This is a genomic window from Halomonas colorata (assembly GCF_014897985.1).
Classification (GTDB): domain Bacteria; phylum Pseudomonadota; class Gammaproteobacteria; order Pseudomonadales; family Halomonadaceae; genus Vreelandella; species Vreelandella colorata.
Window position 1 is genome coordinate 1 of the sequence record NZ_JABUZA010000041.1, and the last position, 19,639, is coordinate 19,639.

12 protein-coding genes are annotated in these 19,639 nt (G+C 52.2%); 1 reads left to right on the plus strand and 11 read right to left on the minus strand.

Annotated features, from left to right (window positions below):
- Positions 1-220 precede the first annotated feature (220 nt).
- The 11 genes from INT33_RS16855 to INT33_RS16905 form a co-directional block, all read right to left on the minus strand.
- The gene (locus INT33_RS16855; RefSeq protein WP_192538839.1) at positions 221-433 is read right to left on the minus strand and encodes a DUF6447 family protein; all 213 of its coding nucleotides are present in this window, start codon (positions 431-433) and stop codon (positions 221-223) included.
- 936 nt (positions 434-1,369) lie between these two features.
- The gene (locus tag INT33_RS16860; protein ID WP_193092488.1) at positions 1,370-2,119 is read right to left on the minus strand and encodes a SapC family protein; all 750 of its coding nucleotides are present in this window, start codon (positions 2,117-2,119) and stop codon (positions 1,370-1,372) included.
- Between the two features lie 134 nt (positions 2,120-2,253).
- Positions 2,254-5,532, minus strand: coding sequence for a DUF4214 domain-containing protein (locus tag INT33_RS16865; RefSeq protein WP_193092489.1), 3,279 nt, complete (start codon positions 5,530-5,532; stop codon positions 2,254-2,256).
- A gap of 1,594 nt (positions 5,533-7,126) precedes the next feature.
- Positions 7,127-8,020, minus strand: coding sequence for an NAD-dependent epimerase/dehydratase family protein (locus INT33_RS16870; RefSeq protein WP_193092490.1), 894 nt, complete (start codon positions 8,018-8,020; stop codon positions 7,127-7,129).
- Positions 8,021-8,056: 36 nt separating this feature from the next.
- Positions 8,057-9,088, minus strand: a complete 1,032-nt coding sequence (gmd, locus tag INT33_RS16875) for a GDP-mannose 4,6-dehydratase (RefSeq protein ID WP_192538844.1) — start codon at positions 9,086-9,088, stop codon at positions 8,057-8,059.
- A gap of 113 nt (positions 9,089-9,201) precedes the next feature.
- Positions 9,202-12,717: a glycosyltransferase gene (locus tag INT33_RS16880; protein WP_193092491.1), complete on the minus strand. Its 3,516-nt coding sequence runs from the start codon at positions 12,715-12,717 to the stop codon at positions 9,202-9,204.
- Complete coding sequence (locus INT33_RS16885; RefSeq protein WP_193092492.1) at positions 12,717-13,997, minus strand: ABC transporter ATP-binding protein; 1,281 nt, start codon at positions 13,995-13,997, stop codon at positions 12,717-12,719. The genes INT33_RS16880 and INT33_RS16885 overlap by 1 nt, the downstream gene beginning before the upstream one ends.
- The gene (locus tag INT33_RS16890; RefSeq protein ID WP_193092493.1) at positions 13,994-14,788 is read right to left on the minus strand and encodes an ABC transporter permease; all 795 of its coding nucleotides are present in this window, start codon (positions 14,786-14,788) and stop codon (positions 13,994-13,996) included. Before INT33_RS16890 ends, INT33_RS16885 begins: the two co-directional genes overlap by 4 nt.
- 137 nt (positions 14,789-14,925) lie before the next feature.
- Positions 14,926-15,306 carry a GtrA family protein gene (locus INT33_RS16895; protein WP_193092494.1) on the minus strand — a complete coding sequence of 127 codons (381 nt, stop codon included), beginning with the start codon at positions 15,304-15,306 and terminating at the stop codon, positions 14,926-14,928.
- A 9-nt stretch (positions 15,307-15,315) separates the two neighbouring features.
- Positions 15,316-16,323: a glycosyltransferase family 2 protein gene (locus INT33_RS16900; RefSeq protein ID WP_192538849.1), complete on the minus strand. Its 1,008-nt coding sequence runs from the start codon at positions 16,321-16,323 to the stop codon at positions 15,316-15,318.
- Positions 16,320-18,017 (minus strand): DUF6311 domain-containing protein, encoded by a 1,698-nt coding sequence (locus tag INT33_RS16905; protein WP_193092495.1) that lies wholly within the window; start codon positions 18,015-18,017, stop codon positions 16,320-16,322. Before INT33_RS16905 ends, INT33_RS16900 begins: the two co-directional genes overlap by 4 nt.
- Before the next feature lie 191 nt (positions 18,018-18,208).
- Here INT33_RS16905 and INT33_RS16910 point away from each other — a divergent pair, with 191 nt between their 5' ends.
- Entirely contained in the window at positions 18,209-19,612 is a 1,404-nt protein-coding gene (locus tag INT33_RS16910) for an MBOAT family O-acyltransferase (protein WP_193092496.1), read from the plus strand.
- Positions 19,613-19,639: the final 27 nt, after the last annotated feature.

Consider the following 19,639-nt stretch of genomic DNA (forward strand, 5'->3'; position numbering starts at 1 on the left):
CAAGCAGCTTTAGGGCGATGATATGCGTGGCGTGCATAGGCCGCTGCTTGCGAGCCGACTTTTCGTACAGAACCTAACCTATCCCCCCACATTTATAAGCGATGCGAAGACGCTTGCTGACGCTATTTTCTATAGCATGGCTGAAAATGCGGCGTCCTACATCTATAAAAAAAGCACAGCGAAAAAGCTGTGCTTCATTCAATACTTTTACAACTCGCTCTTAATGAGACTTTTTCTCTGGCAGCTCTGCCTTTAACGCGTTCGCGTAAGCAGTGCGTGCCGTTTGTCCAATTGCAAGCTGCTGATTTAATCGCTGAATTTCTTGATCGGTTACACGCAAATTAATCAGTTGATTACGCGCGTTTTCGGATAGATCAGATAAAATGTACTCATGCCCATCAATCGTGACATATTGAGTTTCATCTTTTGCCATGCCAGGCTCCCTTTAAATTAATCATAAAATATCAGGCATATATTGTAGCAGTTATGATGCTATCAAGCTGCCCGAAAAGCTATACTGCATCTACACCAATTCGAGCATTCAGTGCACTCAATAAAGGTTCAATATTAGCATCTGCAGGTAAACGCTGTGATGCTCGAGTTGGGTGGCGTAATGCATACTCTCTTAACACCTTAGCCGATATTGCGTCAGCCAGAGCAGTCACCCTACACCGCCAGACCAGTAAGCGCTTTGTCGAGTGCCTATCTAAGCGAACCTCCCCCCAGCCGCATACACCATAGCCTTTAACATATATCAGCAAACAGTCACCCTCGCGGTAATGCTCGCTTGCGCCAAAGTTTCGCATCAACAGCTGGGCACTTTCCGGAGGCCACGGCTGATGTGCCCACTCAGCAGGTGCCATCTGCCAATAATAGCGCTGCACTTGGGAAGTTTGACTGGTTGGCAGCGACCGACTCAGACTATCTTGACACTGCTTCCGAGCAGCTAAGTAGTAGGCCAAACGATCCTTTAGCTCAGCAATGTGAGCATCCACCTGCTTTAAGTTGATCAACTGCTGACGGGCCTCTGAGCTTAATGCCCAGGTTGGGTATCGGCGACCGCCCACTACAACGCTTTTGGGCAACGTAGACATCATGCTCCACTCTCGTCGCGATAAATAAGCGAACTATTCTACTGAATTAGCATCACGGGGTAAAAAACTGTTTTGCTTAATTTGATAGCCAAGATATATTAGGCCCCGTCTAAAAGTAGACGAGCGAAAGAAAGATAAGGCATAAATCCGCCAAGAAACGGAGTTTACAGAGTAAATGAGCACTCTGAGCCCTTCTCTAATGCCATACTGTCTAGCGCAGGCACTTCTCAGACAAGACCACGGAAGCCAACCCTCCTGCATTAGGCAGATGATGATTAAAAATTAAAATGCAAGTCTTCGTCATTATCTGCAAAGAGCTCATCAATAGATCCAGGCACATTTAGCTTAGCGTGCAACTCTGAACGCTGAGAAAGCTGCTCATGCTGAGCCATAGAAAATAGCTGGCCATATGCTATCGCCAGAGGCACACCTTGTAACTGATAAAAACTTGCCTCCGATAATTTATTCAGTTTTTCTTCGTTAATTTGGTATAGCCCAATAGCGTTGGGCTCATCCTTGCCAGTTTGCCAAGGCTGTAACACACCCTCTTCGGCGAGGCGATGGCATGCCTCATCCGTTTTTTGTCTATTTTTCGCACACTCACCTAAAAAGCTTAATTGCTGTGCGACCGCGCTATTAAGCTCACCCGAATCATTAAATAAAGGCTCTCCCGCCTCATCCGATAAGTGATCGGCATGAACCTGTAAGACCATTTCTCCTGTTGTGTCTTGCTTGGCAAGTCCAAAGGGATGCCCGCGAAAAACGGCAGGAACATAAACGCCCAGCCAACTAGCGTCTTCAGGATGTATATAGTGATGTGAATGTGCACTTTTACCGAGCAGAGCAACCAAGATAAATCGTTCTTCACGCTTAATAAAGCCCATCACAAACTGTGTAACCGCTTGCCTTAGCTCACCCGCTAGAATTGGCACGACGGCATGCTCGGCAGTAAAGTGATAGTTATAACGCGGCAAATAAAATAGATCTGAGTGCCGCTGACGCGAAATGGTAACCCATTTAGACATGCTAACCCCCTCTTTCAAAAAGAAAAACCCCAATCCTTGGATTGGGGTTTTGTGTTCCTAATAAACGATTAAAGAAATCGTAACTAGGAAGCTGGTTGTCACAATAATCAACTGACAACCAGCGTTTTCAACGATTAAGCGAAGTTAACCGCGGATCCATCGATAGTGTTACCGAAATCAACGATACCCACCAGCTCAGCACCCGTGAATTCATTGGCAGTATCAGCGTCATTTACACCGCTACCAGTCAATGAGAACACTTTGTACTCACCCGCGTTGTTGTTATTTTCTACCATAACAACAGCATTGATGGTGTTGCCCACGAGGCCAGCGACGTTACCAACGTCAAGGGTGCTAGACTGCAGGTTGCCATAGTCAGCGCTGTTGGTGCCATTCTGGATAGCAGTCAGCAGGCTTTCAGCAGTCAGGTTGCCCCAAGTCTGGCCGGAGTTGTTACCAGTACCAGCAGCGAAATCATTCAGTGTAATCACGTTGTTAGCAGTAACAGCTGAAGTACCGTTAGAGCCAACAGTTGCGAATACGTCACGCGATTCCGCTGAATTGCTGGTACCTTGGAACTGCTCATTGCCTAAGTAAGCAGTGAAGTCCAGTACATCAGCGCCATCACTGGTGCCATCAGCATCAAAGTTAACAACGGTATTGCGACCGAAGTTCTCTTCGAAAACAATGGTCTCGTTGCTAACAGCGTTGGTAGAAAGAACGATTACGTCCTGACCATCGCCAGCATTGATGAGGTTACCAGTGTTATCAGCGGTAGAAGCTGTACCCGTTAGGCCATCAGCCTGAACACCACCGCCAGTGCCAACACCGTTCATGTTCTGGTGTACAGCGCTCGCAGAGCCGTTTAATACATCTTGCAGGTTGTTACCATTGTAAGCAGAGTCGTTGGACTCTTCACGGATGGCGTTTACCAGACGACCCTGATCAGAAGTGCCGATGTTAGCAATATTAGCTGGCGTCAAAGTGATCTGCAGATCATCAGCATTAAATTCGCCGTCTACCAGCGAACGGATAACCAAGCTGTTATCAGGACCGTTCTCAGCAACCAACAGCTTGCTCAGCACGTTGTGGTTGTTAACAACCTGCATGATTCCAGCATTGATATCAGTCTGATCACCGAATACGCGATCACCCAGGATATCGTTCAGATTGAGGATACCTTCGAAACCATTTGCGAAACCAGCTGCTGCTGCGTTAGTTACAGCACCACCAGTGTTTGCACCTGCCAGAGTTACGGTCAGACGAGCACCGTACAGTACGGCAGGAATATCGTTACCAGCGCCATTCGTAGTCGCACCAGAAGACAAGCCAGCGACAGTACCGCGGATGTCGTTAAAGTCAGTGTTAGCAGCATTTACTAACCAAGTGGCGCCCAGATCACTGTTCATCTGAGACAAACCGCTGTTATCACTGTAAATGGTGTCGTTGCCAGCACCGGCAGTGATGGTTACACCGCCCGCACCTTCAGTCCAAACAGTGTTATTGTCACTGCCTGCATTGATATTGACGTTCTGCTGCAGATCCTGTTGGTTAGGCACGTTGTTGCCAGCGTCGCCCACGGCAATAGTGTGAACGAAGTCATCGCCCGCACCAGTATTAACTGCCAATGAGAAACCGTTAAACTCAGCAGCTTTATCGTGAGAGTAAACAACGGTAACACTATCGTTACTGCCAGCTTCGTTAGCGGTGTTGTAAACGTGAGCACGCGCTTCAGCATTCGGCTCCCAGTCACCAGCAACAGAAGTCATACCAGCCTGGCCACCAACAGTCAGGTTAGCCCCTTCGAATGCAGTGGCATCGAAGTTGTAGACATTGCCAACATTAGTGATCGACAGGTCGCCCTGTGCATCGCCAGAAGTGACTTCAATCTGCTCGAAAGCAACCTTAGTCTCAACATTGTTAACAACACCATGACCCATGCCGAAAGCAGAGAATACGTCGTTAACTTTGCTGCTACGGTCAACTTCCAGGTTCAGCTTTTCAACAACCTTGCCGGAGTTAGACATACCGCCGATAGTAACGTCACCAGCAGTGGAGCCACGGCCAGCATTGTCAAGAATCAGGTTGGTTTCGATCAAGTTGCTGCTAACGGCAGGATCAACTGGTTGGGCATTACCCGCCACCAGGAAGCCATCAGCTACAGGCTCAATAGCAGCCTGGGTAAAGTTCACGCTGCTGAACTCGTTACCAGAAGCGTCGGTAATGAGGATTTCTTGAGCAGTGAACGGCAGAGTTACAGTGTTACCTGCAACAGTTACCTGCTCGTAGGGAGTAGACAAAGCTACATTTACATCAGTCTGACCAGCTTCTGCCAGCTCAGCACGCAGCGCTTCTACCAGACCAGCGTAGGTACCGTCAGTAGACCGGATACCATTAAGCGTAACTGTCTCACCGCCAAGGTTGAAGCTCAGGTTAAGATCAACGTTAGCCAGCGGAGTAGTGGGCGTCTCGGTGCTAACATCAGCAATACGAACCAACAGCTGAGAGTTTAACTGAGTAGCAGGCGCACGAACCAGAGACTGGCTTTCGAACATAGCACGCAGGCCAGAGTCGAAATCCACGTCGCGCATACCGAATGTCACGTCTTTAGTGATATTCAGGTTGCTGCCGTTCAGGTTAACGCCAGAGAACGTCATATCGCTGCGGCTGAAGTTGGACCAGTACTGCTCAACGTTCTGCATACGAGTTGCGTCGAGAGTAGCGTTACCACCATCGGAAGAGTTGCTTTCCAGCGCTTCGATGTAAACTTCTTGAATGTTCTCAGTGATCGGGCGCGGTGCCTGGGTGACACCGTTATCAACTTCGTTATCGTTGATAAGAGAGGCTTCGATAGTGTTGCGGCCACCGGCACCGTCCAAACGGTCGCCAGTAGATAAGGCGTTAGAAATCGCGCCATTCTGATTCTGACCAACGTCACCGATGAAGGTGTCGTCGTTTGCAGTACCAGTCACGTTGTCGCGACCTTCAGTTAGTACATAAGTTTCGCCCGGAGTGCCCGGATCTACAGGATCGGTCGGATCTTCAATTTGAGCTTCGTCAGCAGCAACACGATCATTGAATGCAAGACGATCTGTCGCTGAAGCAGCGGAGATAAACAGCTGCTGAAGTTCGCTGGCAGGTACAGATGCGCCGCCACCGTTCACCCAGTACTCTAGGCCTTCTGCATCAGCTTCACGACCGAACATATTTTGATAGACAGCTTCTACCAGTTCAGCGCGAGTGCGGTCACCGTAAAGTTCGACGTATTCAGGCTGGGCGTCATTTGCCAAGCTAGCACGAAGCTCAGCAATAGAAACGTCTTGCTCCTGCCAGTAATCCAAACCTTCACGATCAACAGGACGACCGAGGTAGGCCGTATAAAGCTGCTGAATTTGAGTATCTGATAAAGCCATTGATGTAACTCCATATTTAGGTGTCGAATCGACATTAGTCGCGTTTTAAGCCTGTATGGAAAACGCGACCGTGAGCGAGGCCTCGCTCCAGAGATTAGGCTGGTAGCTTTCACCAGCGCTAATACTCATCCCTTATGTTTCGGCTTAGACTTCGCAGAATTATCGGCGAACACTTAAGACCGTCACGAAAATTTAATAATGCCATTAGCATTCGCCGCTACGTTTTAACCGTAGCAGGCATAGTAAGTCAATAGCATTACTACAGTTAAAAAACTTGCCTTTGGCATACTATTCGTTTGTCACCAAACGTTACTTTGCAGTGCAGCAATGCATCGCACAACTTTAGTAGCATAAAAATGCACTTTCGTAGCCTACTGTTAATTACTGCATAGTGACTTTTTACCATTGCTCACGTTTTAAAACCATCCATTTTGATATCGAATTTTTGTCGAAAATCGTAAATTACGTTGTGCTATTACCACTTTGGATGCTTCATTTTACTTTTTTTACCGCCAACTTAATCTTAGTCGACTGTTTAGTTTAGCTTAATCCTGCCATATTTCACTATATTTTCCAATAAAAAACACTGTTTTCTATCAGCTGCTTATGGCGCCCCCACCATTTTCTAAAATTTTTTTTCAAGTAAAAACCTCGTCAGCTGGGGCGCTCAGGCATTTAATCGCTTATTAAACGATTTTAGTTCGAGAATTTCGTTAGCCGTACAAAAGCGAGATTAACTCTGACTTTCATGTGATGCTGGACTAACGTTTCCAGCGATGCGATCAAGGCATGCAGCAATACGACCTCACCTCGCACCTCGTTGAATAAGCGGCCACTTACCGCTCACTCAGTCCACTTTGCTAGCAGTTGATAGTAAGCACTTACTATATCCTTAACATCACTAAAATTACGACTGACATGGGTATTAACTAACGCTATGACACTTTCGAGTCGCTTAATATGCTCAACAATTTTCGACTTTAGAGAGTGCGGCGGCTACCCTGACCGGGTGCAATTAAACGCCCTGGCAGTATGCAGCGGGAGCTGTCCTGCGAATATTCTTCATGGTTATTTAGGAGTTGGCTTTGTGCTCAACCGGCCCTGGCGGCACATACTCATCAATTACCGCCTGGGCGTTGGCACTACTGGCGAGTAGTTAGTGCGCGCGGTGACGTTGACAGCGCAATCAGGGCTTGTAGTAGGGCTCCAGTGCCAAGCACGTTAACGCCAAGCGAGGGATGGCCCACTAACGATAGTGCCGCTAAGCAACATACAGATTGAGGTACGGCTTGATTGATGACACGCTGCAGAATGGCTGCATCGTTAATGTCAATAGAGTGAGTTTAATTAGCACCGCAGCTGGCTTGCCAAGCCCACCCAGTGCCTTGGCGTTTTTAGATGAGCAATCAGATTACGGCCCATCAAACCAGCACTTTTTGGCGCAAAACAACATAAATTGCATCGTTCTATTATGGGCGCAGTCATGGGAATTTACTTTGTTATTACCAACCTCGCCTAGGCCAACCGATTCGATTGGCTCAGCATTGTCATTTCTTACTATATCCTTATGATAAAATCATTTTCTATCAAATAGTTATGGTGAATCCAACATTGCCTGCAAGGTTTGCTCAAGGGAGTGCCGCACCAACTGCGGCACCCAGGCTTTTAAGCGTTTATTACACGCTCTTAGCTCTGGAATTTCATTAGACCGCACAAAAGCGGGGTTAACTCTTATTTCGATGCGATGCTGGGCTAACGCTTCCAGTTTTTCTATCAATGTATGCAGCGATACGGCCTCACCACTCCCCACGTTTACCAAGCTGCCACTTACTGCCTGCTCAGGCCACTCCGCCAGTAGTTGATAGTAAACACTTACCATATCGCGAACATCGCTAAAATCACGACTAACGTGAGTATTACCTAATTCTATAACGCTTTCGCGGCGCTTGATATGTTCAACAATTTTAGGCACTAGAAAGTGCGACGCTTGCCCTGGCCCCGTGTAATTAAACGGCCTCGTAATGAGCAGAGGAAGCTGATCGGCATAGATGCGGGCAATATGCTCCATAGCGACCTTGGAGTTGGCGTAGTGGTTAACAGGTGCCGGCGGCACGTATTCATCAATCACCGCTTGAGCGTTAGCTCCATAGACGTTAGCGCTACTGGCAATTAATACACGCGGTGGCGCTGGCAGCTTAACCAATGCTTGCAGCAGGGTTTCAGTGCCGAGTACATTCACGCGATAAAAATCCAGCGGCGTAGGATGCCCCACAAATGATAATGCAGCTAGATGATATACATATTCAGGTGCGACTTGATTGATGACACTTTGCAGAGTGGCTGCATCGTTGATATCAATATGGTGAGCTTCATCAGCACCGCAAGGCTGGCTTGCTAAGGCCACCACACGGTGGCCTTGACGTTTTAGGTGAGCAATCAGGTAGCGCCCCGTAAAACCGCTACCGCCCGTTACCAGGCTGGTTGGCATGGTACCTCCTTGGGCCATCATTAATAGGCCGTTTGATTAAGCGCCAGTGCCGTTTTTAACTCTCTCTAGATCGGCCTCCACCATCATCTTGCATAGCTCTTCTAGGCTGGTGGCGGGCTTCCAACCGAGTTCCTTTGTGGCTTTTGCAGGACTACCAATAAGCAGCTCCACTTCTGCCGGACGGTAAAAACGCGGATTGATGACTACCACACGACTGCCGGTGGCAATATCTACCGCAAATTCATTTTCATCCTGCCCTTCCCAGCGTAGCTCAATGTCTACCGCTTTAAAGGCCAGGGTCACAAAATCACGGACAGTTTCAGTGCGATTGGTAGCCAGCACGTATGTGTCGGGAGTGTCGGCTTGCAGCATACGCCACATACCTTCCACGTACTCTTTGGCATAGCCCCAATCGCGCTTGGCATCAAGGTTACCTAGTTCCAGACGCTCCTGCTTGCCAAGCTTGATACGGGCCACGCCATCGGTAATCTTACGGGTTACAAACTCGCGTCCGCGCAAAGGCGACTCATGGTTAAACAAAATCCCGCTGGTGGCGAACATATCGTAAGATTCGCGATAGTTAATCGTCATCCAGTGGGCATAGAGCTTGGCCACGCCATAGGGGCTGCGGGGGTAAAACGGGGTCGCTTCTGTTTGCGGCACCTCTTGCACTTTGCCAAACATCTCAGACGTGGAAGCCTGATAGAATCGGATTGAGCTGTCCACAATACGAATGGCTTCAAGCAAGTTCACAGCGCCCAGGCCGGTAATTTCAGCGGTGGTCAGAGGTTGGTCGAACGACACCCCGACAAAGCTTTGTGCAGCCAGGTTGTAGATTTCGCGGGGCTTGCACTGCTGCACCAGGCGGATGCTGGAGGAAAGGTCGGTGAGGTCGTATTCGACCAGGTGCAGGTTGGGGTGGCTTTCGATCCCCAGCTCTTCTATCCGCCAGAAGTTGACCGAACTGGTACGGCGGTAGGTGCCGTATACGGTGTACCCCTTGTCAAGCAGCAACTCGGCAAGATAAGCGCCGTCCTGGCCTGTTATTCCTGTCACGATTGCATTCATGACGCAGTTCCTTTCTTGGTAGTAGGTGTAGAGGGTTTGCTGGCGGCCCCGGGGACGGGGCAGCGTATTGAATCAGGTATTGTGGCGGGCCAGGCCCAGGTGTCAACCTGAATTCACTCAGCCGTTTGAGCGAGTGCCTGGTCAACCAGAGCAGCGCCAAGAAGCCCCTGGTAACGCGTGGCCAGGGTGGGCCAGCTACGCTGGGCCAGCCACTGTTCACGCGCGCCATGGTACTGGCTGCGCTGTTCGGCCGGGGCGCCCAGCACGCGGGCAATCCCTTCGGCGATGTCGTGGCTGTCAAACCCGTGGGCTTGCCATACAACGTCTTTTACTTCATCGAAGATGGGAGCGGGCGTGGTCAGGATATTGGCACACACGGCCACGGCGGTGCGTACTGCGGCACTGCTGGATTCCTGGGTGTACTGGTAAGGCAACACCACGGCATTACACTCGCCTAGAAGCTGCTGGACTTCGTCCAGGGGCAGGAATCCGGTGTGCCATTCGATGTGGCCATCAACGCTCAGGCGCTGTGCAGTACGCTGGCAGCGGGCCAGCTCTTCTTGCGAGCTGGATTCATCCAGCACGGAAGTTACCAGGCGCAGGGTGGTGCCTTCGGGGAGCTGTTGCTTCTTGCGCAGCGCGGCAAAGGCTTCGATCAGGGTGTTCACGCCTTTGTGCGGCAGTAGGAAACCGAAGCTGCCGATCACCGGCGCGTGGGCTGGTTGAGTGGCGGCAAGCGTGCCTTCTGCGGGGGTATCAACTTTAGGAGAATCAACGCCCTGGTGCATTTGCGTGACGTTGTCAGTCAGGCCGATGCGCTTGAGGTAGTTGAGGTCATCCAGGGTGTGTACGAATACGCGGTCGAAGGCGGCCAGGGTGGCGGCCACCGTGCGGCGGCGTGTGGCGTCGAAGTCGATGACCGGGCGCGTGGTGTGCAGGGTGATGTATACCCGCTGGCCTTGCTGACGGCATTGCTGCACTTGCTGGTGCAGCTGGCGGTCCAGCTCGTAGAACGCGAAGTGATGCTGTAGCCATACCACGTTGCCGGTGGCGTCTTGCAGGTTTGGGCTTTCGCCGCGCTGCCAACTGCGCGTAACGTTTTCGGAAGCGGCCGGCCGGTTGCCTTTTTTATCCAGCGTTGGGGCATACAGCGTGTAGCTGGCTGCCTCATCTACCGTTTGCAGGGCGCTTAGCAGGTGGCGGCTGTATTCGGCGATGCCGCAGGGCTCGTCCCAGGTGGTGTATACGCTAAGTGAAAGCGCCTGAGCGGGCTGCTGCGCGGCGGCTTGCAGGCGCGTTAACGCAGCCATTACCGAATGGGTGGCGCTGGGCGCGAAGAAGCGTTCCTGAATGGCACCTTGCAGCGAGGCCACAGATGCCGTGGCGCCCTCGCCTTTGCCTCGCAGCTGGGTAATTTGCTGCTGGACCTGCTCGACAAGGCTTGCCACGCTGGGCTCTGCCCATACCGCCTGACCTGCACTGAAATGCGATTGGGCGTGGTCGAAGCAGTAGTTGACCCACCCGCTGTGCGCAGCCGGAGTGAAATCCGTGTGGGCGCCGTAGCCGGTGACCACCAGCGCACGGCCAAACTCGCCTGCTTCAATGGCGGGCATGTTGAGCCCTTCCCCACGCGTGGGCAGCACCACGATATCGGCCTTCTGGTACAGCGCGGCCATCTGCGCGGCGTCGTAATCCTCCATGATGAGGTGCAGGCGTTCGCGCGCGGGCTGGCTCAGGTACTGCTCTGCCCAGGCGTCTACCTGGTTATGGGGATTGGGGAAGGTTTTCAGGGTCAGGGTGATATCGGGTTCGGCGGCGGCCAGTTTCTCGAACGCCTGAAGCAGTACGTCCACGCCCTTGCGCGGAAAGGCGGAGGAGACATGCAGTAGATTGACCGCTTGATGCTGGCTTACCCGGGTCAGGTCATTTACCTGGCTGGTGGCGGCCTGGGGGTTGGCTACCAGCGGCATGGCAATCACGTGAACAGGCAGCTTGCAGCCGCTGTCCATCAGTACCTTCTTGACGAACCAGGCGGTTACCACCACACCGGCGTAATGGCGGTTCAGGGTATCTATCATTTCCCTGGGTACCCAGGACTCTTCCCAGAAAAACAGCGCGATGGGCAGGCCGTGGCGCGGGTCGGGTTCAATCAACGGGTAGTGGTGGTAAAGCGCGACGCGCTGTTCCGGTGCCAGGGCTTGCCAGGCGGCCGGGTCGGTCAGCCCGTCCAGGCGCGTGGTTTCCGCCTCCCCGCCGGGGGTGGTGCGCACGCGCTCTTCCAGGCTGTTTTCGTGAGGCACCAGCCATAGGGCGGGGGCGTCGTCGCTCTGCTGCAAGCGGGTGAGCAGGTGGCGGTTTACCGCGGCCAGGCTGTAGCTGCCGTTGACATGGCCTTCCAGGCGGATACCTTTCAAAAGCACATGGTGCTCAGCCAACGGGGCGTCGCGCAGGGCCGCGGCCTCAAGGCGTACGGCGGCGAGAACATCGCGGTCCAGGTTGATGAAGTCTTCATCACGGAACTGCCCTGCCCGGCTGAACAGGCCTTCGCTTGCGGCCATGCGCTTTAAAACACGCACTTTCAGCGCGGGAAACCGGTTGAGCACTTTCAGCGCCAGCCGCTTCAGCCAGGGGATCTGTGCCATGCGGCGCATGAGCTTGCCGCTTGACATGGTAGACTGGCGCTGAAGGTGCATAACACCGCGCAGGGGTTTGGTTATCCGCCAGGAGCGACTGTTATAAACACTGTTGAGCTCTTGCAGCAAGTGCTCAGCTTGCTGATGATAATGCTGGCGCTCTTGCTCAACCTGCTTAAGCTCAACGCCGCGCTGTGTAAGCTCAGTGTCTCGCTGGGCAAGTTCAGTGTCGCGCCTTGTGAGTTGTTCGGTCTGCTCTTCTATCTTGGCGGCCAGCGTTTCCAGGCTGCCCTGCTGGGCTCCGGTAAGCGTATCCAGGTAGTCAAACCAGGGGGCGCTGGCTTCATCGGCGTGCTTGTGCGCAATCAGGGCGTAATCGGGGTAGGCAGACACCACCCAATCCATGTACTGGCGCAGCGGGGCGTCGCCTTGCGGCGGCTTGGGGCCGTTCAGGCGTAGAATATTGGCTTTGGCATAGCCTGAGTCCGTGGCCACGAAGTGCAGAAGCGGCGGCGGCAGCGGGTGCAGGTGAGTGGGGTCGAGGTAGAAACTCCACAGCCCGACGGTGAGGTTTTCCGGGTTGGGCGTTTCAAGTATCAGTACGCCGCCGGGCACCAGCGTGCGCAGCGCTTCCTGTATCAGGGTTACCAGGCTGTCAAAGGGGATGTGCTCGGCAATATGGAAACCGGTAATGGCGGCCAGGGTATCGCTTTCGGTTTGCTGAAGTGCGCTGAGCGCGTCGTTGACCTCGACCACAAGGCCGCTTTCATTACACGCCTGGGCCATGCTTTCGTTGGTATCGATACCTTTGGCGGGCCAGCCGTTTTCCTGCATCAGCTCGAGCCATTCGCCCCGGCCGGAACCCAGGTCGACCACCTGGGCTTCTGGGTAGCGCGCCATGATGGGCGCCAGCAGCGGAACGTACACTGTGAGGCGCTCTTTGATGGCGTCTTTTTCGCCGCGAAAGTGATTGGTAAATCGGGTATAGAAATCCATTACACTGACTCGTTAGGTTCTGAACTGATCGCGACGTGGCGCTTGCACTCAATAGCGGGCATCACCCAACTGCTACCCAGGAAGAAATCTTTTTCCATATTGACCATCTGGAACACCAGGGCGTGGTCTACCCACTGATAGTTATTCAACAGGTGGGTATCGCTGCTGTGCAGGGAAAGCGACACGGAGTAGCTGCCCGGCCCCAGGTTGGCATCAAAGCGCATGCGATAGGTAAGCTCTTCCCCTTCGCTCAGCTCGCGTTCTACCTGGTCGGTGTGCCAGGTATTGGTGCCGAACACCTCCTGGCCAACGCGGTCTTTCAGCTTGTAGCCCACCACTAACTCGGGCAGGTTGGCGTGAATGGTCACGGTAATGCGCAATTCTACCGCCTGGCCTACGTCCACGACATCTATTGCATTGCCGTTTTCAGCGTGCAGGCTTACCTGCTTGACGCTGGCTTCGCCAGAGCCGGACTGGGTTTGTATCTGGCCACTGGCAAGCGGCGTGATCTCTACCCGGTCGTTCTCTTTTTTGGCGATGAGCGCGTTGTAGTAATCCATAATGTCCTGGGGCAGGCCATCCTCGAGCACCCTGCCCTGTTCCAGCAGAATCGCGCGGTCGCACAGGCTTTGTATGGCGGCCTTGTCGTGGGACACGATCAGCAGCGACGTGCCCTGGCGCTGGAACTCGCGGATCCGGTCGAAGCTTTTATGCTGGAAGTAGGCGTCCCCCACCGAGAGCGCTTCATCAACGATGAGTATTTCGGGGCGAAACGCAGTGGCCACCGAAAACGCGACGCGCATCTGCATGCCGCTTGAATAGACGCGCATGGGCTTGTCGAAGTAGCTGCCTATTTCAGCGAAGGCTTCGATGTCGGCCATAGCGGAATCTATCTGGGCGTGGGTAAAGCCCATGAGCCCGGCGGAGTGAATCACGTTCTGGCGGCCCGTCAGCTCGCCATTAAACCCCATGCCCAGCTCCAGAATGGCGGCCACGCGGCCGTGAGTGCGTATGTAGCCTTCGCTGGGGCGTAGCGTGCCGGTGATCATTTTCAACAGCGTGCTTTTACCGGCACCGTTCTGCCCCACGATACCAACGGCTTCGCCCTGGGCAACATCGAAATTGATATCGCGCAGTATCCAGGTTTCATCGAGCGGCTGTACCGGGCTGAACCAGCTGGCCACGCGCATCAGCTCATTGCGATAGCGCCGGTAGGCTTTGCCCAGTTCGCGTACTTCAAGCAGTGCCTTGGGGGCCACTGTGGTCTGGTCAAGGCTCATAGGGCGTCCACCATTTCCGGGCTTGCTTTACGAAACAGCACCGCGCTGACGAGTACCAGCCCAGCGCCGAGTGCGGTCAGCGCCGCAAGCGCCGGCACGGAAGGCGCATGGCCGTAGGCAAGTACATCGTGATAGGCGCCAATCAAGTGAAACAGCGGGTTGAAGGCAATGATGGCCTGCAGCGATTCCGGGACAATTTCAGCGGGATACACCACGGGGGTAAACCAGAAAAGAAACTGCAACACAATGGGCATAAGCTGCCCTATATCGCGTATGAACACGTTGAGGATGCCAAGCGTCAGCCCCAAGCCCAGGGCCAGCAATACGGTAATGCCGGTGAGCACCAGCACCCAGGGCAGCGTGCTGGGGGTGAAATGCCCAAGCACCGCAAACACGACCAGAATGACCACGAACAGGGCCAGGTTATTGATCAGGCAGGAGCCGGTAATAATAACGGGCAAGGCAATCTTGGGGAAAACCAGTTTTTTCATCAGGTTGGCGTTTTCAATAAACACGCCAAGGCAGCGGTTGAGAATCTCGCTGAACAGGCTCCAGCCCAGCATGCCTGCGGTAAGGTAGATCGCGTAGGCGTATTGGCTTTCAATGCCGGGCAGCTTGGCCGACAGCACCGCCGAGAGTATCAGGGCGTAGATAAGTACCATGGAAAGCGGATGAATGATCATCCAGGCCCCGCCAATTCGGCTGCGGGCAAATCGCGTCACGAGTTCGTGGCGTATTGATGTGGCAATAAACTGGCGATAGCGCCATGCCCCTTTTAGGGATTCCAGCATTCCGTTACCTTTTACCCGAACCAGGTAGTGATTAATTCAAAGGGAGCCATGGTAAGCCAAGCGCTAAGCACACACCACCGTTACTGGCAGCCAAACGTGTTGATAGTTCCCACTTTGCATGGGTTTTAGCGGGTTACTCAGGGCATGGCAAACGTATAATATTTAGCCAGCAGGTAAGTACTCACCGCGGCGGTCGCAATCGCACTGAGCATGGCAAGCAAGGGAGGAAGCGGCGTTAGCAATAGCACCCCGAGCGCCGCGTAATTGATGGCTAATCCAGCAAGCGACATAAATAAAAAGCGGCTTAAGGTTGTTTGACGCTTAAACGTTACTCGCTGATGCCCCCAAAATGAAACGCCAAACGCGACCAGCCAAGCAATAAAATTGGCAAGCGCGATATAATGGCCTTGCATAAGGGTAAACAGCAACGTGGCTACCCCCATGTGTGTAGCCGTTGCGGCTGCACCCACCGCGATGAACCGCAGCGCTTGGAGTACTTCGGCGCGGGTTTTCGTCATGCCAAACATCTACTCATGTTCAGGTGTTGTATGGCCCGATACGACATGGTCATGCGCAGCAGGCAAATGGCTATTATCAGGCTCAGAGGACTCTTGCAGTACATACAGAGGTCGGCCTTTTACTTCGATAAATAGCCGGGCGATATATTCGCCTAAAATGCCAATCGAGAGCAATTGCATCCCCCCAAAAAATAGCACTACGCTCATTAAGGAGGCATAACCAGGCACATCGCGCCCGCCTATCAGCACGCCTGCAACTAGCACTACAATATACAGAAATGCGAGTAAGGCGACCCCCGCACCTATATAACTCCACACCCGGAGCGGAATAGTGCTAAACCCGACTAACCCATCGAGTGCAAAATTCCACAGCTTCCAAAAACTGAATTTACTTTCTCCTGCGTGTCGTGAAGGACGTTGGTAAGGAACACCGGTTGTTTTAAATCCCGCCCAGGCATAAAGCCCTTTCATAAATCGGTTGCGCTCGGGCAGCTGTAGCAATACATCCACCACGCGCCGTGACATTAGGCGGTAGTCGCCTGCGTTTCCAGGAATGGGCGAATGGGTAATACGATTAAATAGGTGGTAAAAGCCTTTGGCGGTAGTGCGTTTTGCAGCAGAATCTTCGGGGCGTGAAGCTCGCACCCCATAGACCATATCGAAGCTCTCTTCGCGCCAAAGTCGCACAAACTCGGGAATCAGTTCGGGGGGATCTTGTAAGTCAACATCCATGGGCACCACCGCATCGCCGGTCGCGTGACGCAGCCCTGCCGTCAGAGCCGCTTCTTTGCCAAAGTTACGGCTGAAAGACACATAGCGAATACGAGCGTCCTGCCGATTAAGCACTTTTAGCTGGGCGAGCGTGTCATCAGTAGAGCCGTCGTCGATAAACAGAATTTCAAAGTTAGGTGCGCAACCTATTAATACAGGAAGCATCTGCTCAATAAACGGCTCCAAGGAGTCACTTTCATTGAGCACTGGAACAATGATGCTTAGGTTCCAACTAATTTCGCTCATTGGGTTTCCTCAGAAGTAAGTTGCCAAGCAAAGGTTGCCATAGGAGTGACAATACACTGCATATTGGCTAGGTTGCAGGCCTGCACAGCTTCAGGATTGGTGATAGCGTAGACCACACTGGGGTCTGGCTGACCAGCCATCAGCGCTTGCTGGGCAGGTGCTACCGCTTGATGAATAATGGTTGGGGTAATCCGAGCCACGTAGGCGACGTTAACGGCCATGCCGTGCTGCCCAGCCAGCCATGCCAGAGGTAACATACCGACAATGTCATCAGCTTGAGTTATATGCAGCGATTGGCGTTGGCTAAGCGCCGCTTGCAAACCTGATGAATCCCAGCCAGTAAAGCGCGGATCTTCTGCCATGTGGTAAGTTGCCGCTTGCTGGCTACGGGTGTGAAAGTAGTGGTGCCAATGCTGCAAGTCAAATAGCTGTATTACCAGCACACATAAAGCGGCCAGAGTGGCATTACGGGGCGTTAGGCGCTGAACAAGTATTGCACCGGCCAAGAAAATACTCAGGTACATTAGCACCCATACCATTCGGCCGCTTGCACGTAAAATGGCCTTTAGTGATTCAGGCCAAGGTAAAGGCAAGTTAACGGTATAAGGACCTATGACGACTTTATCGCTCAGTGCAAAGATAAATAAACCGATAGCCAGCGCCCCTAAACCCTTTACCGGCCATCGGTAGGTAGTAGGTATATGGATAGGACGCCGGATAAATAGCAGCAACGCCATCAACCAAAGCGCCATTATCCCTGCCCCTACATAGCTCATCCCTTCGTATTGACCACCAATGCCAGGTACCCAAACGGGCAAGGCTACTGATGCAGAAATAATGCCCGCCAGGAAGCTGTAGGCATTGAAATACGCGACCAGCTCCGCCGAGTAAAAACCGAATCCATCAGCGCCTGGCGACTCGCCACCGCTATGTAAATAGCCGACACCCCACATGACGAATAAGATAATGAGCGGTTGAAGCAGGCTATAAGCTCCCCATAGCAGCCACCATTGACGATGATAAGCGAGCCCTTTCAGGCGATATTGCTGCGAGGTTCTTAACAGCCACCATAAGCTCCATAGCAGCCCCACCAGTAGAAACAAATAAAAATGTACCAATACGGCAAGCGTCAGCATTAACGACCATTGGCAGCGGGCCTTCCAACCCGGGTCAGTGCGAAAAAGCACTAAATAGATAGCGAATAAAAACGTCCAATGCGCCATTAATGATTCGTGCCCGGCCCCACCCGGCCCACGAAACAATACGGCTGGCATAATTGCCACTACAAGGCTTAGTGCAATCGCCGCAATAGGAGACATCTTCAACCGTGTAAAGATAAGACAAGCGGCGATAGCATTAAGCATCAGATGTGCAACCGATGCGAGTCCTTGATATTGAAAAGGATCAGGTAACCATGCTTGGATTAGCTTTAGCGGTATAGCAAGTAGCGGCAATGAATCGGTAAATACAATGCTGCTACGAACTTCAGTGCCATAGGTGTGCAACGCACCTATTGGCCAGTCCCAGGGTTCGTGACGATAATAATGCCAACCCAGAAAGTGTTGTAGTAAATCCCCCTCTTGCAGTAGCCACTCAACCTTTAAAGGGTTGAGAATACCGGCATATAAATAGCTTCCCAGCAGACCCGCTAAACAGGCAGCAATTACTATGGTTACCCGGCGTTGCATGTCCATTTGCTCGCTCTTACGTCAAAATAATTGAAAAAAGGCATACAACCACTTAATGAAGGATGTCGATGCTACATCTAACCGCCTCATACGTTGGCTATGATATGCTTCGCGCTCAGTGTTGATGCAGCGGTAGCCTTGGCATTGTAATCCTGCGTTACTCTTTTTATCCTCTGCCATAAGTGAGCATCATCGGCATGGTTTTTAGCACACCTGAATTTCTTCTTGTGTTTTTGCCCACTGTTTGGCTAATTTTTTTAATACTTTCAATCTATTCCTCCCAGCGTTTTCTACTTGGCTGGCTAGGCGCTGCTTCGCTGTTTTTTTACGCCGCGTGGGATATTACGCTTTTACCCTTATTACTTGCCAGCATTGGCGTTAACTACTGGCTGGCAGGCTATGTAAGCAGCCAACGCAAATATTGGTTATGGCTCGGCGTGGCCTTTAATCTTGGCTTGCTGGGTTGGTTTAAATACTCGGTCTTTTTACTTTCGGTAGCCGACCTGCCCCCTCAATCGTTTAGTCCGCTGATATTGCCGTTAGGTATTTCTTTTTTTACCTTCCAACAAATTGCTTTTTTGGTAGATGTACGCAGGGGGATCATTCAGCGCGGACCACTTTCGTTATACGGCGTGTTCGTTAGTTTTTTTCCTCAGCTGATTGCTGGACCTATCGTCCATTATCGCGATCTAGCGCCTCAGTTAAGCCGTTTAACACCGCCAACTACTGCGGCTATTCGATGTGGTTTGCTGTTACTGGCGCTGGGTTTAGCTAAAAAGCTAATTATTGCCGATAACCTCGCCCCTTATGTTGATCAACTTTATAGCCTCCCTGCCGAGGCAATCGCGGCAGGTGATACCGTGATGGCTGGCTGGGCATATGGCTTGCAGCTTTACTTTGATTTTTCTGGCTATGCAGACATGGCGATTGGCCTGGCACTTTTGTTTGGCATTAAGCTACCCGAAAACTTTGCGTCGCCTTACAAAGCGCGAGATATCCAAGCCTTTTGGCGACGCTGGCATATTACCCTTTCAGGGTTTCTCCGTGACTATTTATATATTCCGCTAGGGGGTAGCCAACATGGCTTACCTCGCCACCTGCTAGCGCTACTCGCTACCATGCTGCTAGGTGGATTATGGCATGGCGCAGGCTGGCAGTTTGTATTGTGGGGTGGGTTACATGGCAGCTTACTCATATTAATGGTGGTATGGCAGCGGATTACTACTTTTCGGTTACCACTAGGCATCGGATGGGCATTGACTTTTATGGCTGTCATGCTGGCCTGGGTACCTTTTCGTGCTGACAGCCTTGAACACACATGGGCCTTCTACTCGGCGCTTTCAATATGGCATTGGGGCGCCCTAGGCGAGCTGTTGAACGGTTTAAATCAGGGAGCTATGGGGTTACGCGCACCGGGCCTGCTAGTTATAGGGGCTACCTTTACCGTGTTAATCATGCCGAACAGCATGACATTAACCTCATGGCTTGCTCAATCACAGCGTCATTATTACCAAGGCGCCTTGGTAGGCGGGATTTTACTAGTGGTAACAAAAGCCATGCTGGACCTGCCTAGCCAGGCTTTCCTGTATTTCAACTTTTAATCTTGCGTGGGCGATAAGTGAGTAACG